This window comes from Streptomyces sp. NPDC045470, from assembly GCF_040646595.1.
Classification (GTDB): domain Bacteria; phylum Actinomycetota; class Actinomycetes; order Streptomycetales; family Streptomycetaceae; genus Streptomyces.
In genome coordinates, this window is record NZ_JBEZAN010000022.1 from 41731 (window position 1) to 65591 (window position 23861).

Below are 23861 nucleotides of genomic sequence, written 5' to 3' on the forward strand. Positions count from 1 at the left end.
CGGCGTCAGATGATGCTCACGGTGCTCACTTCACGTTGATCGCGGTCCACGCGGCCGCGACCGTCTTGTACTCGGTGCTGGTGGCGCCGTACAGGTCGGCGGCGGCCTTCAGCGTGCCGGTGCGGGCGCCCGCGTACTTCGTGGTGGAGGTGAAGTACGTGGTCAGCGCGCGGTACCAGATCTTCTCGGCCTTGCTGCGGCCGATGCCGGTGACCTTCGAGTTGTCGTAGGTCGGGCTGTTGTAGGTCACGCCGTTGATCGTCTTCGTGCCGCTGCCCTCGGACAGCAGGTAGAAGAAGTGGTTGGCCGGACCCGAGGAGTAGTGCACGTCGATGCCGCCCAGCGACGAGGACCAGTAGTCCTTGGACGCGCCGTCCTTGGAGGGCTTGTCCATGTAGCGCAGCGGCGTGCCGTCACCGTTGATGTTGATCTTCTCGCCGATGAGGTAGTCGCCCTTGTCGACCGCGTTGTTGGCGTAGAACTCGGTCGCCGCGCCGAAGATGTCGGACGTGGCCTCGTTCAGGCCGCCGGACTCGCCGCTGTAGTTGAGCTTGGCGGTGGCGGCGGTGACGCCGTGGCTCATCTCGTGGGCCGCCACGTCCAGCGCGGTCAGCGGGTTGGCGTTGTTCTGGCCGTCGCCGTACGTCATGCAGAAGCAGGAGTCCTGCCAGAAGGCGTTGACGTAGCTGTTGCCGTAGTGGACGCGGGAGTAGGCGCCCTTGCCGTCGTTGCGGATGCCGTTGCGGCCGAGGACGTTCTTGTAGAAGTCCCAGGTGACCGCCGCGCCGTAGTGCGCGTCCACGGCCGCGGTCTGGCGGCCGCCGCCCCACTTGTCGTCCGCGTCGGTGAAGAGCGTGCCGGTGCCGGACGTGCCCTGGCGCAGGTCGTACGTCTTGTGGCCGCCCCGGGCGCCGTCGGTGAGGTTGTAGGTGCTGCCACTCTTGGTGGTGGTGAGCGGGACGGTGCCGCTGTACGAGCTGGTGCCCGTACCGGTCTCGATGGTCTCGTCCTGGAAGAGCTTGGCCCCGGTCTTCGCGTCGGTGATGACGTGCAGCTCGCTGGGCGTGCCGTCCTTCTGGACGCCGGTCACCACGGTCTCGTACGCCAGGACGGGCTTGCCGGAGGCCGCCCAGATCACCTTGCGCGGCGCGTCCTTGGCCTCGGCCTTGGTGTTCTTCTCGGCGGCGGCGGCGGACAGCGCGCTCTTCTTGGCGGTGGCGGCCGGCTGGGCGGCGTCCGTGGTGGACACGGCTATCTTGGCCTGCGTCGCCTTGTCGACCGTGCGGGTGCCGTTCTTCTTCTCGTGGACGACCAGGTCCCCGCCGAGGACCGGCAGGCCCTCGTACGTGCGCTCGTAGCGCGTGTGCACCGTGCCGTCCGCGTCCTTGATGACATCGCGGGCGACGAGCTTCTCCTGACCGCCGAGGCCGATCTTCTGCGCGGTGCCGGCGGCTTCGGCCTGCGCGCTCTTGATCGCGGTCACGCGCTGCTGGGCGGACAGCGCGACGGCGGAGGCACCGGTCGCGGCGTCGGGCTGCGCGGTCGCCGACCCGGTCTGGACGGTGACCGCGACCATCGCGGCGGAGGCGACCAGGGCGGCGGCACGGAGGGTGTACTTGCGGGGGGTGGAGGTCATGCGTCTCAACTCAGTCTCCTAGCGCGGGCCGTACGGTTGCGGCCCGAATGAGGGGGAGGGCAGCCCTGTCGGGCCGCCCGGTGGTGCAGGAGTGAATCGAGAGGAGAGTGCCATCACCCGACCGCCTTTGTCAGGTCTTCAACAAGGATTTCACAGGGGGTTTGCCGAAATGCGGTTGTTTGTCGCCGATTTCTGGTCGGTTGCGGACCGCTTTTGTGAACAGCTTGTTGTGGGTGCCGGGGTGCCGGGGTGCCGGGGTGCCGGGGTGCCGGGGTGCCGGGGTGCCGGGTCTGCTGGTTGGCCGGTCGGCCGGTAGGAGGTTCTGACGGCCGTCGGTCTGCCGGTCCGCGGGTATGTGGGTACGCGGTCCGCCGGTCCGTCTGACGCGGCGTACGCCATCCCACCGCCGTACCGCATGCCGGAGGCCCGGCGCCGCCATCTCTGGGCGCCGGGCCTCCGTACCGCTACGGGATGCTGTTTCAGGGGGTGGGCAGCTTCGCCGACCAGGCGGTCACGGACAGCGTGCCGTTGTCCACTTCCTGGTCGAACGGGAGCACACTGTGTCCGTTGCCGCCCCGCGGCGAGACCTGCAGGTACTTGGCGTGCGCGGTGTTCGCGCCGGTGTGCGTCCACACCAGGTCGGCGTACGCGCTCTTGCCCGGCTTCAGCGTGACGGGGTGCTCGCCCGGGTCCTTGGCGAAGTACGTGTCGCCGTGCCGCGCCGTGGTCTTGAGCGCCGTGTGCCCCGCGCCCTCCAGCGCCAGACCCGGGTAGCCGGATATCGTGCAGGTGCTCTTGCCGACGTTCTCCATCCGCAGGTAGGTGCCCGCGTGGTTCATGCCGGCCTGGCTGCCGCCCGCGTCCGTCGTGGTGACCTTCAGCGTCCCGGGCTGGCAGGCCCCGGCACCGGGCGCCCCCGTGCCGGCGGCGGAGGCGGCGCCGGCGCTTGCTCCGACGGCCAGGGCGGCGGCAGCGGCGACGGCGGCTGCGGTACGCAGACCACGCATGTTCGATCAACTCCCTCTTCCCCGGCATTCCGGGGAAAACGCTGGTGATGCACCCACCCGCCTGCCCCATACACACAACGCGACACGTGCTCCGACGCGGTGGCGGGCCGGTACGGCCTTCCTCGTCCCCCGTGCGCTCCACCCTGCGGGCGAGCGCTGATGAACGGCTAACACCCGGCTAACGTCGCGGGGCGGGGCGGGCAGGTGGGCGGCGTCCCGGTCAGTTCATGGTCGACCCGATGGGAGCGTTCCCGGTGGTCAGGAAGGTGGTCACCGGAAGCGAGCCGTCCGCCCGGCGGGGCCCGTACGCGGTACGGGCATCGGTGGACCGGAACCCGGGCGTCGCCACGCCGCGGTCCCAGTTGTTCCCCGCCGACACGGCGGAGGAGCCCACCTTGGCGGGCCGGTCGCCGTTGGCGGCGGCCAGGTTCTTCGCCAGCCGCGCCTTGCCCGTGGCGAAGTAGAACCCCGCCTTCTGGTTGGCGTACGCGGTGTTGCGCCGGAGGGTGGTGGCGCCGGGGTTGCTGTTCTCGGTGAAGCCGTGGAGCGTGTTGTCCCAGGCCGCGTTGTTGATCACCGTGTGTGCGGCGACCGTTCCGCCGCCGCCCAGCTTGAAGCCGTTGCCGTTGCCCTCGAACGCGGGGTCGTGCCAGCGATTCTTGCCGTTGCCGTAGGCCCAGGTGTGCTCGATGGTGACCGGACCGGCGAACTTCCAGAGGTCCAGCCCGTCGTCGGCGTTGCCGGACAGCCGCGCCCCCGTGATGCGGTTGCCGCTGCCCGAACCGAACTTCACGGCGATGCCGTCGGCGTTCTGGCCGTGCGTGGCCCGGTCGTAGTTGCCGTGACTGTCCAGGTTCCGTACGAGGTTGTCGTGGGTGCCCTCGCCGCGCAGGGTGAAGCCCGAGTTGCCGTTGTCGGCGGTCACCAGGTTCTCGAAGACGCCGCCGGTGGAGGACGTGGCGACGAAGCCGTGCGCGGGTGACTTCTGGAAGGTGAGGTTCCGGACGGTCCAGTAGTCACCGGATATCCCGGCCAGCCAAGACCCGGCGGGCAGCTTCGAACCGTCGATCCGCACCTTCTCGCCGCCGTACGCGGCGAGGGTGATCCGGGCCGTGGGCGTGCCGTCGGCGGAGCTCTTGAGGCTGCTCGTCGGGTGGTACGTACCGCCGCGCACCTGAATGGTGGTGCCTGCCGCGGCGTGTGCGACGGCGTCCTGGAGGGCCGCGGTGGTCGAGACGACGACGGCCTGGGGCGCCGCCCCGGCCGTACCGGGGGCGAGCGCGAGCCAGGCACCTCCCGCGCCGGCGGTCACGGCCACGGCGGTGGCGAGGGTCAGAGTGCGAGTCCTGCGGTGGCGACCGGTGTTGCTGCGCACGGCAGTTGTTCCTCTCGTGGGGGACGGAAGCGGCGGCCGGCCCGGCTTGCTGCCCGGGGCCGCACATGTCCTTGTCGCCGCCGAGGAGGGAAAGGTTGCCGCTTGGGGGAGGGGCGGGGGTCGGAGGGGCGGGGGTCGGGTGCGAACAGGGCTGGGGGCGTGCGGGGCTGGGGCAGATACGGGGCACGGGGCGTGCGGATGAGTGCGGACGCGTGCGAAGCTTGCGCCTGCTGTCGTCTCACATTGAGACAGAGGGATTAATCCGGTGAATTCCCGGAATCCGGCTTTCCCGTTGCGTGCGCAACCCGGGCCCGTAGCTCCGGAGTTAAATAACACCGGGTTCACGGTAAACTCGCTCTTTTGGTGACGTCCAAGCATCTTGCCGGTGCCACCGCCGCGCCAATTTAATTACTGCGGCAGGCAGTTCGCCCCCCCCGCAGTAGGAGACTTCGAATGAAGCGTATTCCCCGTATTCTCGCCGGCCTGGGCATCGCGACGGCGGTCGCTCTCGGCGCGACCACGCCCGCTCTCAGTACGACGGGCTTCTTCCTGTACACCACTCCGACGGGCCAGCAGGAACAGCTCGACAATCCGCGGAGCAACACCTGCCACACGATCGAAGGGAACGGCCGGGCCTACAACGGCACCAACAAGACGGTCGCCCTCTATGCGTCGAGGGACGACTGCGAGGGGACCGCGACCCAATTCCTGAGGCCGCGGCAGCACGGCGCGGACGTCGAGTTCAAGAGCGCCGAATTCATCCGCTAGCCACACCCGCCGACCCCGCCGCGTCGGCCACCGCCGCGTCGGCCCTGCCCTGCCACCGCATGCCGGGTGGTCGGGCAGGCCGGCGCGGCCCGGCCGGGGCGGCGCGAGCCTCATGGGCACACAAGACCGTGCCCGTACCGAAAAGAATGGAGGCGGTGCAGTGGCGCACCGACGGTGGAACACTCCCGCGGTGGTGGTCGCGTCATTCCTGCTCACCATGGTGACAGCGTCACCTGCCGCGACGACGACCGGATATTTCGAATACACCGAACCCGGCCCCGCCCACACGATCAGAGACTTCTCGGGCCACGGCTGCCACACCTATGTGCAGGCATCGGGAAGTGTCTGGAACGCGACCGACGTAACGGCGGAACTCTATGCTTCAAAAAACTGCTCGGGAAACATTCTGCGCAAGCTCCAGCCCGGACAGCAGACCCGGGCGACATTCGGCAGCGTGAATTTCAGAACGCGTCCGAACTCAGGATACTTCCGCTACCGGGAAGCCGGTCGGGTGAAGACGTTGCACAATCCCCGCAGCAATGCTTGTTTCGCACTCCGGAGTGACGGGGCTGTGTACAACGCGACGAACAAGACGGTCGAGACCTGGACCAGCGATGAAGCATGCCAAGGCACCGCTGACCACTTCCTGCGCAAGGAGGAGTGTGCGGATGTGATGTCGTTCGAGAGCGTGCAATTCATCAGGTAGCTTCAAGTGTTTTCCGGCAGTTTCATGGATTTCGGATGGCATCACGAGGATGCACCGGCTGCTGTGCGGTGTCGAGCGCCCGCGTCCGTCACCGTAGCCGGGCTTCCTCGCGGAGGCACTGGGCCGCAGATCGGCGGGGATGGATACTGATCTTCATGCGTATCGACTTCGACCCCGCACAGTACGACCGGCAAGGCTTCTACCGACTGCTCACGGCGACCGTGGTGCCGCGGCCCATCGCCTGGGTGTCCACCATCTCCGGCGAGGGCGTGGCCAATCTGGCCCCGCACTCCTTCTTCAACATCGCCTGCGTCGCGCCACCCGTCCTGCAGTTCTCGGCCGTCGGACGGAAGGACTCCCTCCGCAACATCGAGGAGACCGGCCAGTTCGTGGTGAACTTCGCGCCGGAGGAACTCGCCGGGCAGATCAACGAGACGGCGACCGACTTCCCGCACGGGGTGAGCGAGTTCGACGCGGTGGGGGTGGCTCCCGAACCGAGTCTGCGGGTCAAGGCGCCGCGGGTCGCCGCCTCGCCGGTGGCCTTCGAATGCGAACTGCACAGCACGCTGCGGTTCGGTGACTCGACCGTCGTCTTCGGCCGGGTGGTGCACGCCGCCGTGGCGGAAGAGGTCATGGCCGACGGCCACCCGGAAATCCGGAAGATGCGGCCGCTGTCCCGGCTCGGCAAGGACGAGTGGGGGACGACCGGCGACGTACGGGAGATCTCCCGCATCCGGTACGCCGACTGGCAGGGCCCGGCAGCGGGAGCCTGACCGGAGGCCGGAGGCCGGTGGCACGCCCGGAGCCGGGAACCGCGGACCGGCGCGGGGCGTTCGCAATCGGGGCCGGGCGGACGGGCGCTCGGCTCCGATGCCCGGCTGTGGCAGGCACCCGGCACCTGGTTCCGGTCCCTCGGCTCCGGGCCCCCGGCGACCCCGGCAGACACCAGGGGAGCAGCGCGTTCCGAGTAGCGCGTTTCGACCCCCTCCCCCTCCTGTCCACTTCCGCATCACCCAGGTCTCCGAGACTCTTCAGTGACCCGGCCCGCAGACGTGGCGGGCCACCGGCCACTGGAGACGCGATGACGAGATCGACGGGGTGCTCCGCCGCGGTGCCGCAATTCCCGACGGACACGGCGTCGGAGCCCGCGGGCGCCGCTCGCGCCGCCGTGGAGCCCTTCAGCCGCCGTACGGCACTGCGCGCCGTCGCGGCGACCGCGGTCGGTACGCCGGCGCTGGCCTACGGAGGCGGCACCGCGCACGCCGCCCGAGGCGACCGGCAGCTGCGCGCCATGACGTTCAATCTCCGGTACGCCTCGGACCAGCGCCCCAACTCCTGGCCCGAACGCCGCCCCGTCATGCGGGACTTGCTGCACCGGGCCGCACCGCACCTGCTCGGTACGCAGGAGGGGCTCTACCACCAGCTGCAGGACATCGCGGAAGATCTCGGCGACGACTACGCCTGGCTGGGCACAGGCCGGGCAGGCGGCAGCCGCGACGAGTTCGCCACCCTCTTCTACGACACCCGCCGACTGACCCCGGTCGAGTACGACCATTTCTGGCTCTCTGACACCCCGTACCTGATCGGTTCCGCGACATGGGGCAACACGGTCATCCGGATGGCGACCTGGGTGCGCTTCCGGGACCTGCGTACCGGCGGTGAGTTCTACGCCCTCAACACCCACCTCGACCACCTCAACCAGTACTCGCGCGAGCGCTCCGCCACCCTGATCACCGACCGGCTGCGCGCGCTGGACCCGGCGATTCCGCGCATCGTCACCGGCGACTTCAACGTCCCCGCCCACAACAATCCGGTGTACGACACGATGCTCCGCCGGGGCTCACTCGTGGACAGCTGGGACACGGCCGATTCGCGCAGCACCCTGTACGCCACCTACCACGGCTACCGGCCGCTGGTACGGGACGGCGAACGGATCGACTGGATCCTCACGTCACCGTCGATCCGGACCCACCGCGCCGTGATCGACACGTTCTCCGAGGACGGGCAGTTCCCCAGCGATCACTTGCCCGTGCGCGCGCTGCTGGAGTTGCCGGAGGCTTCCAGGACCTGACCGGAACCGCCACCATCGCTGCTGCTCCCGCTGCCGCTGCGCCCCCGTATCTGAAGCCCGGCCAGCAGGTCGTGTGTCGCGGCCGTCACCGCGTCCACGGCCTGCTCGAACACCTCGCGGTTGTGCGCGGCCGGGGCGCGGAATCCGGAGACCTTGCGGACATACTGGAGGGCCGCGGCCCGTATGTCGTCCTCGGTCACATCGGGCGTGGCTGGGGGCCTGAGCGTCTTGATGCTGCGGCACATGTGTCCAGTGTGCCTCCCCGCCCCGGCCGTGGCAGCCGATTCACCGCACTCAATCAAACATGCGCTCGAAATGATGTCCCGCCGCCCTCGTCCCTTCCCTCCTCTGCTGGAATGCCGACATGAACGATCAGGATCACGCGCGGCCCGTCGTCCCTACCGCCGGTACCGAGCGCTCAGAGGACCTCACCCCGGCCGTCCGCGGCCGCCTGGCCGCCGAGCGGATCGTCTGGCTGTGCACGCTCCGCCCGAACGGTTCGCCACACGTCACGCCGGTCTGGTTCGTCTTCGTACGCGGCACGTGGTGGATCGGCGCGGAACGCGCTTCGGTGAAGCTGCGCAACATCGAGAACGACCCGCGGGTCTCGCTGGCCCTGGAGGGCGGCGAGGCCCCGGTCGTGGCGGAGGGGCGGGCCCGGATATGGCACGTGCCGCCAGGCGCTGCGGCCTCTCCGGACGCCGCGCCGGCTCCCGACGCCGCCGTGCCGTCCGATGCCGCGGCGCCGTCCAATGCCACTGTGCCGTCCGGTGCCGCGGTGCCCTCCGACGTCGTCGCTGCCTTCCTCGCGAAGTACGACTGGAACGTGATCGCCACGCCCCAGTCGGCGTCGAGCCGGTCCGGCCGGGTGCTCTTCGAGGTGCCGGTCGACCGCTGGCTGCTGGCCGGCACGGCCCAGTAGCGACCGAGGGGCCCGGTGGAGGACGCCCTACTCCGACTCCAGGCCGGTGACCCGGAGCGTGATGTTGAGGCGCCCGCTCGCCAGCCCCGTCGTGGGGTCGCCGGTCCCCGGACGTACCTTCGTCACCCCGTGGTAGGCGAACCGCGACGGTCCGCCGAAGACGAACAGATCGCCGGAGGCCAGCTCGACGTCGGTGTAGGGGCGGCCGCGGGACTCGGGGTTCCCGAAGCGGAAGACGCAGGTGTCGCCGATGCTGAGCGAGACGACCGGGGCGCCGGACCGCTCGTCCTTGTCCTGGTGCATTCCCATCGTGGCCCGGCCGTCGTAGAAGTTGATCAGGGCGGTGTCCGGCGTGTAGCCGTCCCCGGCGGCCGTGTCCTCGTACGCGTCGACCAGCGCCGCCCGCCCCAGCTCCACCAGCCAGTCCGGGAACGCGGCGACGCGGGCGCCGTTGACGTCGTCGGCGGTGCGCCGGTACGTGTACGGCTGCCAGTGCCAGCCCAGGCACACCGTCTGTACGGACATCACGCCGCCGCGCGGCAGCCGGGTGTGCCGGAGCGGAACCGGCCCCCGCGCCCAGTCGCGGCAGGCGGCGACCAGCTCCCGCTGCCGCTCCAGGGACAGCCAGCCGGGCACGTGCACCGCACCCGGCGCGGGCCGGGACCGTACTCGCTCCGAACCGCCGAAGCCGGGCAAGGGCACGTCCACAACAACCTCACTCACGGTCCCGGTCCCGGTCCGGCCCTGGCCCTGGTGCTGGCCCGGACCCGGCCCGGGCCTCTGTCTGGCCTTGGTCCCGGTCCCGATGCCGTTCCCGGTGGGCGCACGGGCGTCAGAGCACGCGCCCCTCCGCTCCTTCACGCCCCATTTTCCCTCACCTGCGCTATCGGCTACTCCGCGGGCTCCACGCTTTCCACAACTTCCAGGGTTTCCGGGGCCTCCGCAGGCTCCGCGATCAGTGCGGTGGCGATCCGCCGGAAACCGAGCCGCTCGTAGATCCGTGCCACGTCGTCGTTGTTCGCCGACAGGAACACCGTACGGACGCCCCGCTCACGGGCGTCGGCCACCAGCGCGGCGGTCACCGCGAGGCCCAGGCCACGGCGACGGGCGCTGGGAAGTGTCCCCACGCCGACGATCTCACTGACCGCGCCGACCGGCTGATGCTGGCCGGCAGACAGGGCGACCCCGTCCTCCTCCGCCACCGCCACCGCGGTGTACCCGTCCCGTATGCGCTCCGCCACGGCTTCCACGGCCCGGTCCTCGGCGAGCAGCCTGGCCGCCTCCGCCAGCTCGCGAGGGCCCGCAGGGCCCACCTGGGTGTCGCGCTGTCCGAAGGCGACGTACGGTACGGCGACGGCGTACGGCAGTGCCGGGTCACCGTCCTCGATCACCCGGACGCACACCGCCTCTCCGGCCCCGCCCGACCCTCCGCCCTCCGCTGCCCGCCTCCGGCTCAGGTCCAGGGCGAGCAGCGGGTGCTCGTGCACCACCAGCCCCGATTCCTCCACCGCGGCGCGCAGGTGCGGCGAGTTCTCGGCCACCCACTCGAAGGTCTCCGGCACGCCCAGCTCCCGCTGCCGGTCCCGGACCCGCTCCACCTCGGCGGTGCTCACCGCGTCCCCCGTCCGCCCGAGTGCGGGCCGCGCGTAGTACGGCCAGCCCCGGCCGTCGCGTACGAAGAGGGTCAGCGCCCCGAAGTCCTCAGCGTGGGCGCCACTGCGCGGAACGGCGTCGTAGTACTCCTCGATCCGGCCGAGCAACTGCTCCAGCAGCAGGTCGGCGTGGCGGTTCTCGTCCATCTCGGCAGCGTTCACGCCCGCATCCAAGCAGCGGTACGCCCCGCACCGCCAACGGTTTCCGACCACACGCCGACGCGGCTCTGCGCCCCGCCGTACTCGGCCCTCGCCCGCGGCCCTCGTTCTCGCGGTCGCCGTCGGCTCAGACGGCGGCCTCGGCGACAGCCCCGCGGGCCGCGAGCGTCCATATCTCCAGCAGCCGCGCATACTCCGCACGGTCCTCAGCCGTCCACGACCGGCCGCGGCGGGCACGCACGAACCGCCGGATCGCCTCGTTCGCGTCGGCCGCGGCAACGGGCGCGCCCGTGCAGGGGGGAGGAGTTGGGGACATGCCGTACATGCTAGGGGCGGCCACTGACAACGTCCCCTCCCCGAAGTACCTCCGCCCGCCGCATCACTGCGCCGACACCGGCACGTGCACCGTACGCAGGCGGCTGACCTGCCCTGACCGTTACGTGCCCGGCGCGCGGGATTCGCCATATGTGTCCAGACCCACACCCTCTGCCCACGCTCTGTCCACGTCCCGCCACACTCATCCGCCGAACGGGTGACCCCAACAGCCCCCCACTCCCGCCCCTTTCCGGCACCCGCCGTAGCCCCCGACGGCCCCTGGCGCCCCTGCCGACCACCGGCACCCTTTCCGCAACCACCGGCACCCCGACCCACCCGCCCCTCCGCACCCTCCTCCTCGCCTCCCTTCCCTCTTAGCCCAACCGGGTAAATCGGGAGAAAAGGCGCGTTTCTCCTTTCATATGACCGAACGCCGAGGGTTGAATCGAAGCGTCAGTCACTCTCAGCACGCCTCAAAGGAGGATGTTGGTATGCGTTCTGTCATGCGTCCGCTTTTCGTCGGTCTCGCGGTGGTGGGCCTGTCCGCCGCCGGCGCCGTTGCGGCCCAGGCCCACGGTCACGACGACGACCTCGTCAACATCAGCAAGTACACCAACGCGCCGAGCCACGCCTCGCACAACTGGGGCAGCGGCAACTGGAACTCGGCGGCCCGATTCGGGGACCTGGAGCAGGACTGATTGCCCCAGCGCCTTGATGGCGGGCACATCCGGCATCCCACCGGGTGTGCCTGCCGGCACGCGGAAGGTCCGGGCGAGGCGCCTCTCCCGCCTCGCCCGCCGATCCGTGTCCGTCCGTGCCGGTCTGTACCCGTCCGTGCCCGTCCGATCCCGAGGACGCCGGTGCCATGGCGCATGACGACGAATCCCCCGAGCAGCAGATCGTGCTGTTGCAAGCGCGGTTGCAGCACGCGCAGTCCGAGGTCGTACAACTCGCCCGCAGGCGCGACGAGCTCGAATCCGCGCTGAAGTACGTGCTCGACAAGGCGGGCGGCGCGGTGACCGTCACCCGGCAGGACCGTGACCGCCTGCGCGCCGTCGCCCGCGTGCATATGCGGTACGAACCCTCCGACGGTAGCTGGCACTACGAACTGCGCTGAACCGGCCCCGGCGACGGCCCTCACGACCCCCGCCTCGGCGCTCCGCCACCGCTCCCTGTGGCGGCGCCCCCGACCGCCTCCAGCGTCGGCACCCGTGCCAGTACGGGTGATGCCCGTACCCGTACCGGCGCCGGAGGTACCGATAGCGTCTCCGGCCCTCCCGCAGACGCCAGTTCACGCATTCCCCCGCCCCGTCTCCTTTCAACGGCTCCGGAATGGGTATCACACAGAAAACCCACCCCACTGTGTGCCTCGGAGCCGCGGATGCAACATGCCCTGCCCATGCCCGGAGACATAGGTCTCACCCGAATCAGCGGCAATGTGGGCCGCTTGATCCGTATCGGCCAGTGGCTGAACGGAAACGGATTCGGGGATTACCAGCACGCCTTCCTCGTACTGCCCGGCGAAATGCTGATCGAAGCCGAACCCGGCGGCGCGACCATCCGTTCCCTGTCGGCCTACGACGGCGTGGACGTCCTGTACGTGTACCCGGAAGGGCTCACCGACGCCCGGCGCGACGCGATATGCGCCGCGGGCCGCGGTTACGAGGGTGTCCCGTACAGCTTCCTCGACTTCCTGGCCATCGCCGTGCACCGGCTGCGCCTGCCCTTCCCGGGGCTTCGGCGCTACGTCGCCGCCACCGGCCATATGATCTGCTCCCAACTCGTCGACCAGAGTTACCAGGACGCCGGAGTCCGTCTCTTCGACGACGGCCGCTGGCCCGGCTATGTGACCCCCATGGCCTTGTACCAACGCCTGGCTCGATGATCCCTCGCCGCACCACCGAAAGCGTCGACCGGTAACGTCACTCCGCGTCCGTCCCCCACCGATTCCGGTGCGGGCTCATGGGGTGATGTTCCGTCACCCCGTCTCGACGAAAGACGTCATCGGTGATTGAAGCATCGGTCGGTGCGGTGCCCGGCCTCGTTCCGGCATTCGTCATAACCGCCTTCTTACTGGCCGTGCCGGTCGGCCTCATCAGCACGTTACGCGGCCGTTCCGCCGTTCTGCCGGTGTTGTTGACCACGGCACTGGTCGGCATACTCACCGTGACTTTGATGCCGAGCTCTCTCGAAAGCGAAGCGCCCGGCACATGCGATCAAGGGCTGCCCGGCGCTTCCTTCCTGGCCTCCGAATCAGCCCAGTTGAACGTCCTGCTGTTCGTCCCGCTGTGCTTTCTTGCCGTTCTCCTCTTCCGGTGCCCGGTACTCGTACTCGCCGGGACAGTGATATTGACCAGCGGGATAGAACTCGCCCAAGGGCAGTTGCCCCTGGGGCGCGCGTGCAGTTACGACGACATCAAGGCGAATGCCCTGGGCGGCATCATCGGCCTCACGCTGGGGTGTCTCTGTCTCTGCCTCTTCCCACGCGACGGCCGACGCCGCTCACCCTTCACCCGGCGGGACACGCTGTGGGGCCTCGGCGCGGTCGTCGCGAGCGCCTGCGCCGCCGCGACGGTGTTCCCCGCCACCCTCACCATCGAGGACTTCGAGGCGACGATCTACCGTTCGAGAGCCCAACTCGGCGCTGAGCTCGGCAACCCCGAGGCCATGCGGGAGTGGTTCGCCGGCACCGTCACCGAACTGCTGGGAGAACAGACCAACACCGAAATGGAGGTGCGCAAACCGCGGAACGGACAGCAGCGCTGGTTCCTGCGTGCCGAGACCGACCGCGGAATCGTCGTGGCCACGTGGCCGGACCGCAGGCTCGTAGAACTCAGCGCAGTCAGTCACCAGCGCGAAGCAGGCGATCCCTCCCCGTCCCTCCCTCTCCTCGACGCGGAGCTGCGAAAGTCGGCGGAACGATTCGCCCGCACCTGGTTCCCCACGGAAACAGCCGGCGCCGACGCCCGGTTCCAGCGCGTGAGGAACGATCCGGACGCTCGCCTGCTCAGCTACCGCCATTACGACCACGGCGTCATGACGCCGATGCGTCTCGACATCGTCGTATCGACGACCGGCCGCATAACGGGCCTGACCACCAAAGCCCTCCCAGGGGCACAGCCCGCCCCCGAACCGACCGTCGGCCTCGCTCCGCCCCGCCCCGGCCTACTTAGGCTACCCTAACCTCTCCGCGTGCCCATGCGACGGGAGATGAACCGCCCATGCCCTCAACCAGCAACAGCGCACCACACATTCAGGGCCACACGGAATGGGTGCCCACACGCGACGGCCGCAAGCTGCACGCCTTGGTACTACCAGGCCCACACGAATCCGGACTCGGCGCCGCCTCCCTCCCCACCGTCGTCTTCGAAGCGGGCGCCGCCGCGACCCGCTCCTCCTGGGCCCTGGTGCAGCCCGCCGTGGGCACCTGGACGCGGGCCATCGTCTATGACCGTGCCGGCCTCGGCCGCAGCCCCGCCGACCCGACCTCCCGCACGATGCGCCGCATGGCGGACGACCTGACGGACCTGCTCGACCATTTCGGCCCCGGCCCGTACGTACTCGTCGGCCACAGCGCGGGCGGCCCGCTGGTACGCCTCGCCGCAGCCGATCGCCTGGACCGGATTCGCGGCCTGGTGCTCGTGGACCCGTCCGACGAGGGCGCGGACATACTCTTCAGCCCACTCTTCCGAAGAGCGGAGCGCGCTGCCATCGCGGTCAACCTCCTGCTGGCCCGGCTGCGACTCCTCGGCGTCGTCTACCGTTCGGCGGCCGCACCACTGCCCGAGGAAGCGCGCCTCGACATGAAACGGGACGGGTTCTCCGTAGGTCTGGTCAAGGCCCACCGCGCCCAGGCCCGCACCTTCCTCGACGAACTCGCCACGTTCCGCAACACCCCACCTGCACTGGGCGACGTCCCCATCACCCTCATCTCCGGAGCACTCCCCGGCAACGGCATGAACCAGTCCACCCGCCACGCCGCCAACGCCTCGCACGCCGCCTCCGCAGCCAAGTCCCCCCACGGCAAACACGTGATAGCCCTCAACTCAGGCCACTACGTCCCCCTCACCGACCCAGCCCTCATAGCCGAAGAAATCCGCCTTCTCGCCACATCACCGCCGCCCGAAAAGCCCGGCGACGCCTGACCCGCCTGGAGCTCGCGTGGGGAGGAGGCAGCCCCGCGCGTGCGGGGACCACCGTTCGTGGCCAGGATCTTTGTCAGTCGGGGCGGTGGTTTGTCCTTACTCCCAGGAACTCCGGCAGAAGCGCCTCACGTTCACGCATCGTGCAGCCCCTCCGTTCTCGGGGCTCGCCCTCACTCACCCCGCCGATTCCCCCGCATGCGGGCTCAGCACACCCGCGCCGACCAGCGCGAACAGGGCGATGCCCAGCAGGATGCGGTAGATGACGAACGGCATGAAGCTCTTCGTCGTGATGAACTTCATGAACCATGCGATGACGGCGTAGCCGACGACGAAGGCGATGACCGTGGCGAAGATGGTCGGGCCCCAGGAGACGTGGCTCGCGGTGGCTTCGCTGCCGAAGGCGTCCTTGAGTTCGTAGACGCCGGAGGCCAGTACGGCGGGGATGGCGAGGAGGAAGGAGTAGCGGGCCGCGGCTTCGCGTGTGTAGCCCATCAGCAGGCCGCCGCTGATGGTGGCGCCGGAGCGGGAGACTCCCGGGATCAGGGCCATGGCCTGGCAGACGCCGTAGATCAGGCCGTCCTTGACGTTCAGGTCGGTGAGGGTCTTGCGCTGTTTGACGGCGCGGTGACGGCCGCCGGACTCGTCGCGTGCGGCCAGGCGGTCCGCGATGCCCAGGACGACGCCCATGACGATGAGGGTCGTCGCGATCAGGCGCAGGTCGCGGAAGGGGCCCTCGATGGCGTCCTTGAGGGTGATGCCCAGGACGCCGATCGGGATGGAGCCGACGATGACCAGCCACCCCATCTGGGCGTCGTGGTCGTGTCGCAGGTCGCGGTTGACGAGGGAGCGCGCCCAGGTCGAGACGATCCGCACGATGTCCTTGCGGAAGTAGATCAGTACGGCGGCCTCGGTGCCGATCTGCGTGATCGCGGTGAAGGCGGCGCCGGGGTCGTGCCAGCCCGCGAACGCCGCGGTCAGCCGCAGGTGTGCGCTGGAGGAGATGGGCAGGAACTCGGTCAACCCTTGGACCAGGCCGAGGATGAAGGATTCAAACCAATGCATCGAAGCTACGCTATCCAGAGGGTGATCAAGCGCTTACCCAGCAGAGACCCGGGTCAGGCGACACGAGGGCGGAAGGGACGGGAGTGCGTGCGTGCGGTCGGCGGGATCGGTGACCGGTCGAGGGGCAGCGTAGCGCCCGAAAGTGTCCGAGTGCTCAAAGGGCTCTTTCCGGACGCCTGCGGGTCAACGCCCCCGGAGTGACGCGCGCTTGCGCCACGCTACGAGCACCGCGGCCAGACCGGAGACCGCGATGAAGGCCGTGGAGATCAGGAAGGCGGGCGAGGTGGGCGTCGCGGCCTGGGCGCCGGCGATGACGTACGCGGCCGTGTTCGGCACACTGCCGAGCGTGGTGGCCAGCAGGAACGCTCCCCAACCCATGCGGGAGACCGCCGCGCAGTAATTGGTGGCGCAGAACGGCAGGCCGGGGAAGAGCCGGATCGCCAGCATGGAGCGGAACCCGTGTTCGCTGAGCTGCCGGTCGGCGGCGGCCAGCCAGCGGGCCCGCAGAAAGGGCCGCAGTGCGTCCTGGCCCAGCAGCCGGCCGAGGGCAAAGGCCAGGCCCGCGCCGAGGACCGTACCGGCCAGGGCCGACAGGAAGCCGGACAGGCTGCCGAAGATGGCGCCGGCCGCCAGGTTCAGGACCGGCCGGGGGACGAAGGCGGTGGTGCACACCCCGTACGCGAGGCCGAAGATCACTACGGCGCTGCCGCCGGCCCACTCGGGCGGCCAGCCGTGCGCCAGCAGCCGCTGCGGCTGCCAGACGATCATCGCGGCCGCGGCGCCGGCGAGCAGGACGAGGAGTACGGCGAGGCGGGCCCAGGGGGAGAAGAGCACACGCGTGCAGCGCGCGGCGAGGCCGTCGGGCGTTGCGGCGGGTTCGAGCATCCCGGGAGCGTAACCGACAAGCGTGGCGAGGAGGTGTATTCGCGATCGCTGTGGGGTGAAGTGGGGGGGAGTGAGGAAGGGGAGAGGGGGAGGTAGGGGGTGGGGGTGGTGAGGTGGATGAGGGAGGAGAGGGAGAAGGTGGAGGGGATGAAGGCGGATGTGGGGCGGTGATAAATCGTTCGACGTGGCGCGCCGCGCACGAGATCCTTGGCGCATGTTCCGGCAGCCGTACCTCGCGCTCACGTCCGCAGTCGCGGACGCGCCGAAGGCTGCCGTCGACTCGCTCGCGGCCCTGATCGCCGCGCTCAAGGCCGAAGCCGCCGTCGACACCGTCGCGGCAGGCACCACCGTCGCCCCCGCCGCGGCAGGCACCACCGCAGCCGCAGCCGCGGCAGGCACTGCCGCCCCCGTCTCCGGCGGCGCGCGAAGCTGACCCTCTCCGGATCGACCGGCGAACCCCGCAGGGGGAGGGTCGGTGGGGTTCAGGGGTTCCCACGGTGGCATGTCACGCCGACGCCGCCGTATTCACCGCATTGCTTCGCGAGGAAGAACAGCCATGCCCAAGACGGCATACGTGCGGACCAAGCCGCACCTGAACATCGGCACCATGGGCCACGTCGACCACGGCAAGACCACCCTGACCGCCGCGATCACCAAGGTGCTCAGCGAGCGGGGCAGTGGCACCTTCGTGCCCTTCGACCGGATCGACCGGGCCCCGGAGGAGGCCGCGCGCGGCATCACCATCAACATCTCGCACGTCGAGTACGAGACGGACACCCGGCACTACGCCCACGTCGACATGCCGGGCCACGCCGACTTCATCAAGAACATGGTCACCGGCGCGGCACAGCTCGACGGCGCGATCCTCGTCGTCTCGGCGCTCGACGGGATCATGCCGCAGACCGCCGAGCACGTCCTGCTCGCCAAGCAGGTCGGCGTCCGGTACGTCGTCGTCGCGCTGAACAAGGCGGACGCGGGCGACCCCGAGCTGACCGACCTGGTGGAGCTGGAGGTCCGCGAGCTGCTGACGGTGCACGGTTACGACGGGGACCACGTACCCGTCGTACGGGTCTCGGGGCTGCGCGCTCTGGAGGGCGACCCGCGCTGGAGCCAGGCCATCGAGGCGCTGCTCGACGCGGTGGACACGTACGTGCCGACGCCGGAGCGGTACCTCGACGCGCCGTTCCTGCTGCCGGTGGAGAACGTCCTGACCATCACCGGCCGCGGCACGGTCGTCACCGGCGCCGTCGAGCGCGGCACGGTACGCGTCGGTGACCGGGTGGCGGTACTGGGCGCCGACGCGGAGACGACCGTCACCGGCGTGGAGACCTTCGGGAAACCGATGGAGTCGGCGCAGGCCGGTGACAACGTCGCGCTGCTGCTGCGCGGCCTGCACCGGGACGAGGTGCGCAGGGGGCACGTCGTCGCGGCGCCGGGCAGCGTGACGCCACGACGGCGTTTCACCGCCGAGGTGTACGTCCTGTCCACGGAGGAGGGCGGCCGCCGCACACCGCTGTCCACGGGCTACCGCCCGCAGTTCTACATCCGTACGGCGGACGTGGTCGGCGACATCGACCTCGGCGAGCGCGGTACCGCCCGGCCCGGCGAGACGGTGACGATGACCGTCGAGCTGGGGCGCGACATCCCGCTGGAGCCCGGGCTGGGCTTCGCCGTCCGCGAGGGCGGCAGGACGGTGGCGGCGGGGACGGTCCGTACGGTCGCCGAGGTCTAGCCGGAACCGTCTGGGCCGGGGCTGGCCGGGCCGGGCCGTAGGTGGGTGTGGTGCGGGTGCGGTAGGAGTACTGCGCCCGCACCACACTCGAACCGCGCCTGCTCCGCACCCGTACCGCACCCGTACCGCGCCTGCTCCGCACCCGCCGGTGCGCCGGGTCCCGGAACGGTGCGGCTGCCACACTGCCGTACGAAGCCGCTGTACCGCGGCGACCGGGACGCGACCGGAGAGGGGACCGCGATGACGGGCACGGCGTTGGTACTGGGCGGCGGGGGATACACCGGCATCGGATGGGAGATCGGCATGCTCGCCGGGTTCGCCGAGGCCGGCGTGGACCTCGCGACGGCCGATGTGGTCATCGGGACCTCGGCCGGTTCGATCGTGGGCGCCCAGCTCACGTCGGGCCGGCTGGCACCGGACGAACTCTTCACACGTCAGCTGGCCCCGGTCACGGGTGAGACCGCGGCGCGTATGGGGACGCGCGAACTGGCGCGGTTCGCTTACCTGGCGCTGCGCTCGCGCGACGCCGTGGACTTCGGCGCACGGATGGGGCGCCTCGCGCTGGGCTCCCGCGCGGCCGCGGGCCCCAGCCGTCGCGACGCCGTCGCCCGGCGCCTGGTCAGCCACGACTGGCCGGCGCGTCGGCTGATGGTCACCGCGGTGGACGCGACGACCGGGCAGCGGACGGCCTTCGACGACACGAGCGGGGCGGACCTGGTCGACGCGGTCAGCGCGAGCTGCGCCGTGCCCGGTGTGTGGCCGCCGGTGCGGATCGGCGAGAAGTGGTGGATCGACGGCGGGGTGCACTCCAGCGCCAACGCGGACCTCGCCGCCGGATACGGCCGGGTCGTCGTCCTGGCGCCCGTGGCGGCCGGCGGCGGACCCATCGCCACCGCGCGGGCGCAGGGCGCGGCCCTGGCACGGCGGGGCGCACGGGTGTGCGTACTGGTGCCCGACCGCGCGGCCCGCGCCGCCTTCGGCCGCAACGTCCTGGACCCGGCGAAACGCGCCGCCGCGGCCCACGCCGGACGCCGCCAGGCAGCGGCACATCTGAAGGAGGTTGGTTCGGTGTGGGGGGAGTGACGGGGCGAGGAGGAGTGAGGAGGTGAGGGGGAGCGAGGGGGCGGGAGGGGGCGGGAGGTGCGGAGAAGGCTGTGGCGGCCGGTTCGAGGAGGGTCGTCGCGCGCCTTCGTACCGGCACAATGGGACGGTGGACGAAGCAGCCGAGCAGATATCGGGCACGCCGGTCGAGGGCGGGGCGGTCGAGCCGGTCCCCGGGGTGATCGTTCCCCGTACCCGTGCCCGTACCGGTCCTCCCGGCCTGGCGGCAGCAGCGGCGCAGGCCGTGGCGTCGGCGGCACCGGACGACCTGGCCGCACCGGCAGGTCCGCCTCCGCCGACCGCTTCCCAGGCCGTGCCGGAGACCGGCCCCGGCCCCGACCTCGATTCCGCCCCCGCCTCCGGCTCCGGCCCCGGCCCTGACTCCGATCCCGATCCCAGTCCCGATCCCGGTCCCGGTCCCGGCCCCATTCCCGTCACCCGCGCCGTCGACTGCGGCACCGCCAAGCTGATGCCGGACGTGGACCGGCCGCGTGCCTGGCTGCTGACCGTGGACGGTGCCCCGCAGTCGTATGTCGACCTCGACGCGCCGACCGACCTGGAATTCGAGTACGCGCGCCGGCTCGCGGCCGTACTGGACGCGGCCGCCGACCCGGCCGAGCCGCTCGACGTACTGCACCTGGGCGGCGGGGCGCTGACCCTGCCGCGCTATCTCGCCGCGACCCGCCCCGGCTCCCGCCAGGACGTCGTCGAGGCCGACCGCGGGCTGCTCGCGCTGGTCGCCGAACAACTGCCGCTGCCTCCGGACTGCGGGATCACGGTACGGGCCGAGGACGCCCGTACGGCACTGGAAGCGGCGCCCGGGCACAGTGCGGACGTGATCGTGGCGGACGTCTTCGGCGGCTCGCGGGTGCCCGCGCACCTGGCCTCGGTCGAGTACGCGCGTGCTGCCGCCCGCGTGCTGCGTCCGGACGGGATCTACGCGGCGAACCTCGCCGACAGCGCGCCCTTCGACTTCCTGCGGTCTCAGTTGGCGAACCACGCGTCCGTCTTCGGCCACCTCTGTGTGATCGCGGAACCGGCCGTGCTGCGTGGCCGCCGCTTCGGCAACATCGTGCTGGCCGCGTCCCGCGTCGAGCTGCCGCTCACGCAGGTGGCCCGGCGCGCGGCCGCCGACGTGTTCCCCGCGCGGGTCGAGCACGGCGCCGCGCTACGGCGGCTGATCGGCGACGCCGTGCCCGTGCACGATGCCCAGGCCGTGCCGTCGCCCCGCCCGCCGGACGGAGCCTTCAGCATCGGCTGAGCCCACCGGGCCTGAGGCGACCCTAGGGAGCGGACGCGCCGGACCCGCTCCCAGCAGCCGACGCACCCGCAACCCCCGCATCACGCGCATCACCCGCAACACCGACCGGCGCCACCGGCCCGCCCCCCTCAGCCCCCGCGGCCGATGCCCCGGAGAGCCCTGGGGCCGCGGCGGGGCGGCGCGTGAGGCGACGGACGTCCGGCACGCACAGCACCGCCGCCGTCAGCAGCGCGATCAGCGCGGAGCAGCCCCACAGTGCGGCGGTCCGCCCGATGAGGTCCTGTACGGGCCCGGCCAGCGCGGTGGCCACCGGAGTGATCGCCAGTGAGCCGAACCAGTCGTACGACGAGACCCGGGAGAACTTCTCCTCCGGTATCTCCTGGTGCAGCGCCACCATCCACATCACGCCGAACACTTCGAGCGCGATGCCGGTGCCGAACATCACCAGGAGGAGGGCGGTCACCGGCACCGGCACGGCGAGCGCGGCCGAGGGAAGGGCGAGCGGGAAGACGCACAGGATGCCGGTGAGCAGGATGCGGCGGGGCTTGAGCCGCATCATGAGCAGCGCGCCGCCGACCGTGCCCGCGCCGAAGGCGGCCAGCGCCAGGCCCCACGGCCGGGGGCCGCCCAGGTGTTCCTCGGCGACCATCGGCCCGTACACCGCCTCGGCCGCCACCACGACGGCGTTGACGACCGCGAACTGACCGACCACGGCCCACAGCCAGGGCCGGGAGACCACCTCGCGCCAGCCGTCGCGGAGGTCCTTGAGAAGTCCGGCCGTGGGGGCGCGCCCGGGGATGTGGTGGACGTCGAGGAAGGCGCGCAGCGCGCCCGCGACGGCGAAGGCGGCGGCGTCGACGGCCAGCACCCAGCCGGGCCCGACGGCGGCGACCAGGGCGCCGCCGAGTGCGGCGCCGCCGATGTTCGCGCCGTTCATGCTCATCCGGAAGAAGGCGAAGGCCCGGCTCGCGTGCTCGCCGGAGACGCTGGAGAGGACCATCCCCTCGGAGGCCGGCGCGAAGAACGCCTGGCCGGTGCCGCCGAGGGCGGCCAGCACCGCCATCTGCCACAGACGCGCCTCGCCGGTCAGGACCAGGACGGCGAAGAGGCCCTGGGAGACGCAGTTGAGCGCGTTCGCGGCGACCATGACGCGGTGGCGCGGCAGCCGGTCGGCGACCGCGCCACCGATCAGCAGGAAGACGACGAGCGGAATCGTTCGGGCGGTGGCCACCAGGCCGACGTCGGTGGCCGAACCGCCCGTGCCGAGCACCGCGAACGCCGCCGCGATCAGCGAACCGGCGCTGCCGAGGTTGGCGACCACGGCGGCGGTGGTCAGCAGGGTGTAGTTGCGTCCCGCCCAGGCGGGGCGGCGGAAACGGCGGCGAGTGCCGTCGCGGCCGTCCGTACGAGAGGTCAGCACGGCCGCTCCCGGGTCCGCCACGGGGCCGCGTGCCGCGCGGGATTCGGGTTCTGCTCGCCTCCGGGCGGCTGCTGACCTGGCCACATGAGCCACCACGATAAGCGTCCCGGGTGGTGGGGCGGAACGCCGGGCGGGGCTTCCCCCAGCAAGCTACTCGTAGGTAACATGCCGCCATGTCCTCCGAGACCAAGCCGTCGATCGGCGAAATGATGGCGGCCACCGTGCCGATGGCCCGTACGCTCCACCTGGAGTTCACCGAGACCAGCCCCGAGCGGGCCGTGGTCCGGCTGCCCGACCAGGCGGATTACCACAACCACGTCGGCGGCCCGCACGCCGGCGCGATGTTCACACTCGCCGAGTCGGCCAGCGGCGCGATCGTGCTCGCGGCCTTCGGCGACCAGCTCTCCCGGGCCGTACCGCTCGCCGTGCGGGCCGAGATCGGCTACAAGAAGCTCGCCATGGGCCCGGTCACCGCCACCGCCGAGCTCGGCCGGCCGGTCGCCGAGATCGTCGCCCGGCTGGACGCGGGGGAGCGGCCCGAGTTCCCGGTGAACGTCGCCATCACCAGGGAGGACGGCGCGGTCACCGGCGAGATGACCATCGTCTGGACACTGCGTCCGAACGCTCCCGCCGCGTAGGGCTTCCACAACTTCCTCCGGACCCGAGGCAACTCCATGCCCCCGAGGCGCGTCTCGTACGGAGAAATGGCCCGGTCACCGGCCCGCCGACCGATGCGTCACCCCCGGCCCGTCGCGCACCCCGCGACGGGCCGGGGCCACGACGCCGGACAGCGGGGCGGCCCCAAGAGATCGAGTAGGCTTCCCGGGCGCGCCGTGGCGCGCGGACGCGGGGAGAATCGCGATCATCGACGGCGTCGTCGGACGCCGGGCGGCGGCCCACGGGGGCCCTACACCTAGTGGAGGATGCGGCGTTGCAGATGGAGTGGCTGGAGACGGTACCGGCCGTGAGCGTGTACCTCCTGGTGGGGTTGGTCATCGGCCTGGAGAGCCTCGGCATTCCGCTGCCCGGTGAGATCGTCCTGGTGAGCTCGGCGCTCCTGGCCGCGACGACGACGGACCACATCGATCCGCTGGTGCTGGGCGCCTGCGCGTCCGCCGGCGCGATCATCGGGGATTCCATCGGCTATCTGATCGGCCGCAAGGGCGGACAGCCGCTGGTCAACTGGGCCGGGCGGAAGTTCCCGAAGCACTTCGGGCCCGACCAGGTGGCGATGGCCGAGGAGAAGTTCGACAAGTGGGGCATGTGGGCGGTCTTCTTCGGCCGCTTCATCGCCCTGCTGCGGATCTTCGCCGGTCCGCTCTCGGGTGTGCTGAAGATGCCGTACTGGAAGTTCCTCATCGCCAACGTGCTCGGCGGCGTCGTCTGGGCCGGTGGCACGACCGCGCTGATCTACTACGTCGGTGTCGTCGCCGAGTCCTGGCTCAAGCGGTTCTCCTGGGTGGGCCTGGTGGCCGCGGTGCTGTTCGGCGTCGGTTCGTTCGTCGTGATGAAACGGCGCGCGGCGAAGGCGGCGGCCCGGCGCGAGGTGGCCGCGGCCCAGCCGGCCGACGCGATGGCGGAGTGACGGGTGGAGAGCCCGGTGGAACGGCCGGTGGCGTGACGGGCGGATGTCCCGTCGGACGC

Annotated in this window: 26 protein-coding genes; 16 read left to right on the forward strand and 10 right to left on the reverse strand. The window is 70.9% G+C overall.

Translation table 11 applies throughout. The annotated features are described in order from the left end of the window. Window positions 1-25: 25 nt before the first annotated feature. From AB0A97_RS35900 to AB0A97_RS35910, 3 genes are all read right to left on the reverse strand, one after another. Window positions 26-1636: a M4 family metallopeptidase gene (locus tag AB0A97_RS35900; protein ID WP_361158353.1), complete on the reverse strand. Its 1611-nt coding sequence runs from the start codon at window positions 1634-1636 to the stop codon at window positions 26-28. Between the two features lie 479 nt (window positions 1637-2115). Next, the gene (locus AB0A97_RS35905; protein WP_361158356.1) at window positions 2116-2643 is read right to left on the reverse strand and encodes a DUF4232 domain-containing protein; all 528 of its coding nucleotides are present in this window, start codon (window positions 2641-2643) and stop codon (window positions 2116-2118) included. A 220-nt stretch (window positions 2644-2863) separates the two neighbouring features. Beyond that, complete coding sequence (locus tag AB0A97_RS35910) at window positions 2864-4018, reverse strand: right-handed parallel beta-helix repeat-containing protein (RefSeq protein WP_361158359.1); 1155 nt, start codon at window positions 4016-4018, stop codon at window positions 2864-2866. Window positions 4019-4471: 453 nt separating this feature from the next. Here AB0A97_RS35910 and AB0A97_RS35915 point away from each other — a divergent pair, with 453 nt between their 5' ends. From AB0A97_RS35915 to AB0A97_RS35930, 4 genes are all read left to right on the forward strand, one after another. Further along, window positions 4472-4786, forward strand: a complete 315-nt coding sequence (locus AB0A97_RS35915) for a hypothetical protein (RefSeq protein WP_361158361.1) — start codon at window positions 4472-4474, stop codon at window positions 4784-4786. A 190-nt stretch (window positions 4787-4976) separates the two neighbouring features. Continuing rightward, window positions 4977-5492: a hypothetical protein gene (locus tag AB0A97_RS35920; RefSeq protein WP_361158364.1), complete on the forward strand. Its 516-nt coding sequence runs from the start codon at window positions 4977-4979 to the stop codon at window positions 5490-5492. A 155-nt stretch (window positions 5493-5647) separates the two neighbouring features. Next, on the forward strand, window positions 5648-6265 hold the full coding sequence (locus AB0A97_RS35925) for a flavin reductase family protein (protein ID WP_361158367.1): 618 nt from the start codon (window positions 5648-5650) through the stop codon (window positions 6263-6265). A gap of 308 nt (window positions 6266-6573) precedes the next feature. Next, entirely contained in the window at window positions 6574-7563 is a 990-nt protein-coding gene (locus tag AB0A97_RS35930) for an endonuclease/exonuclease/phosphatase family protein (RefSeq protein ID WP_361158370.1), read from the forward strand. Here AB0A97_RS35930 and AB0A97_RS35935 read toward each other — a convergent pair. After that, window positions 7512-7808: a DUF2277 domain-containing protein gene (locus AB0A97_RS35935; protein ID WP_361158373.1), complete on the reverse strand. Its 297-nt coding sequence runs from the start codon at window positions 7806-7808 to the stop codon at window positions 7512-7514. The genes AB0A97_RS35930 and AB0A97_RS35935 overlap by 52 nt on opposite strands. A gap of 119 nt (window positions 7809-7927) precedes the next feature. Here AB0A97_RS35935 and AB0A97_RS35940 point away from each other — a divergent pair, with 119 nt between their 5' ends. Then, window positions 7928-8485, forward strand: a complete 558-nt coding sequence (locus AB0A97_RS35940) for a pyridoxamine 5'-phosphate oxidase family protein (RefSeq protein WP_361158376.1) — start codon at window positions 7928-7930, stop codon at window positions 8483-8485. Window positions 8486-8512: 27 nt separating this feature from the next. Here AB0A97_RS35940 and AB0A97_RS35945 read toward each other — a convergent pair whose 3' ends face one another. The 3 genes from AB0A97_RS35945 to AB0A97_RS35955 form a co-directional block, all read right to left on the reverse strand. Continuing rightward, window positions 8513-9193 carry an alpha-ketoglutarate-dependent dioxygenase AlkB gene (locus tag AB0A97_RS35945; protein WP_361158565.1) on the reverse strand — a complete coding sequence of 227 codons (681 nt, stop codon included), beginning with the start codon at window positions 9191-9193 and terminating at the stop codon, window positions 8513-8515. Window positions 9194-9375: 182 nt separating this feature from the next. After that, window positions 9376-10299, reverse strand: a complete 924-nt coding sequence (locus AB0A97_RS35950) for a GNAT family N-acetyltransferase (protein ID WP_361158379.1) — start codon at window positions 10297-10299, stop codon at window positions 9376-9378. A 124-nt stretch (window positions 10300-10423) separates the two neighbouring features. Then, window positions 10424-10612 (reverse strand): hypothetical protein, encoded by a 189-nt coding sequence (locus AB0A97_RS35955; protein WP_359294810.1) that lies wholly within the window; start codon window positions 10610-10612, stop codon window positions 10424-10426. Between the two features lie 490 nt (window positions 10613-11102). Here AB0A97_RS35955 and AB0A97_RS35960 point away from each other — a divergent pair, with 490 nt between their 5' ends. The 5 genes from AB0A97_RS35960 (at window position 11103) to AB0A97_RS35980 (ending at window position 14756) form a co-directional block, all read left to right on the forward strand. Then, complete coding sequence (locus AB0A97_RS35960; protein ID WP_361158382.1) at window positions 11103-11309, forward strand: hypothetical protein; 207 nt, start codon at window positions 11103-11105, stop codon at window positions 11307-11309. A gap of 167 nt (window positions 11310-11476) precedes the next feature. Next, window positions 11477-11728 carry a hypothetical protein gene (locus tag AB0A97_RS35965; protein WP_361158385.1) on the forward strand — a complete coding sequence of 84 codons (252 nt, stop codon included), beginning with the start codon at window positions 11477-11479 and terminating at the stop codon, window positions 11726-11728. A gap of 264 nt (window positions 11729-11992) precedes the next feature. Next, on the forward strand, window positions 11993-12496 hold the full coding sequence (locus AB0A97_RS35970) for a hypothetical protein (RefSeq protein WP_361158388.1): 504 nt from the start codon (window positions 11993-11995) through the stop codon (window positions 12494-12496). Window positions 12497-12618: 122 nt separating this feature from the next. Then, the gene (locus AB0A97_RS35975) at window positions 12619-13794 is read left to right on the forward strand and encodes a VanZ family protein (protein WP_361158391.1); all 1176 of its coding nucleotides are present in this window, start codon (window positions 12619-12621) and stop codon (window positions 13792-13794) included. A gap of 89 nt (window positions 13795-13883) precedes the next feature. Then, window positions 13884-14756 (forward strand): alpha/beta hydrolase, encoded by an 873-nt coding sequence (locus AB0A97_RS35980; RefSeq protein WP_361158394.1) that lies wholly within the window; start codon window positions 13884-13886, stop codon window positions 14754-14756. Window positions 14757-14930: 174 nt separating this feature from the next. On the opposite strand, the gene AB0A97_RS35985 is transcribed toward AB0A97_RS35980, so the two are convergent. Next, the gene (locus AB0A97_RS35985; protein WP_361158397.1) at window positions 14931-15818 is read right to left on the reverse strand and encodes an undecaprenyl-diphosphate phosphatase; all 888 of its coding nucleotides are present in this window, start codon (window positions 15816-15818) and stop codon (window positions 14931-14933) included. 183 nt (window positions 15819-16001) lie between these two features. Next, entirely contained in the window at window positions 16002-16703 is a 702-nt protein-coding gene (locus tag AB0A97_RS35990; protein ID WP_361158400.1) for a TVP38/TMEM64 family protein, read from the reverse strand. 214 nt (window positions 16704-16917) lie between these two features. Between AB0A97_RS35990 and AB0A97_RS35995 the strand changes: the two genes are divergently transcribed. The 4 genes from AB0A97_RS35995 (at window position 16918) to AB0A97_RS36010 (ending at window position 20797) form a co-directional block, all read left to right on the forward strand. Continuing rightward, on the forward strand, window positions 16918-17136 hold the full coding sequence (locus AB0A97_RS35995; protein ID WP_361158403.1) for a hypothetical protein: 219 nt from the start codon (window positions 16918-16920) through the stop codon (window positions 17134-17136). Between the two features lie 123 nt (window positions 17137-17259). Further along, window positions 17260-18435 carry an elongation factor Tu gene (gene tuf / locus AB0A97_RS36000; RefSeq protein ID WP_361158406.1) on the forward strand — a complete coding sequence of 392 codons (1176 nt, stop codon included), beginning with the start codon at window positions 17260-17262 and terminating at the stop codon, window positions 18433-18435. Window positions 18436-18675: 240 nt separating this feature from the next. Then, complete coding sequence (locus AB0A97_RS36005) at window positions 18676-19518, forward strand: patatin-like phospholipase family protein (RefSeq protein WP_361158409.1); 843 nt, start codon at window positions 18676-18678, stop codon at window positions 19516-19518. Window positions 19519-20005: 487 nt separating this feature from the next. After that, window positions 20006-20797 (forward strand): fused MFS/spermidine synthase, encoded by a 792-nt coding sequence (locus AB0A97_RS36010; RefSeq protein WP_361158568.1) that lies wholly within the window; start codon window positions 20006-20008, stop codon window positions 20795-20797. A gap of 22 nt (window positions 20798-20819) precedes the next feature. Here the strand turns inward: AB0A97_RS36010 and AB0A97_RS36015 are convergent, their stop codons facing one another. Further along, complete coding sequence (locus AB0A97_RS36015) at window positions 20820-22217, reverse strand: MFS transporter (protein ID WP_361158412.1); 1398 nt, start codon at window positions 22215-22217, stop codon at window positions 20820-20822. Window positions 22218-22390: 173 nt separating this feature from the next. Between AB0A97_RS36015 and AB0A97_RS36020 the strand changes: the two genes are divergently transcribed. After that, window positions 22391-22855: a DUF4442 domain-containing protein gene (locus AB0A97_RS36020; RefSeq protein ID WP_361158415.1), complete on the forward strand. Its 465-nt coding sequence runs from the start codon at window positions 22391-22393 to the stop codon at window positions 22853-22855. A 299-nt stretch (window positions 22856-23154) separates the two neighbouring features. Continuing rightward, complete coding sequence (locus AB0A97_RS36025; protein WP_361158571.1) at window positions 23155-23802, forward strand: DedA family protein; 648 nt, start codon at window positions 23155-23157, stop codon at window positions 23800-23802. The last annotated feature ends 59 nt before the right edge of the window (window positions 23803-23861 follow it).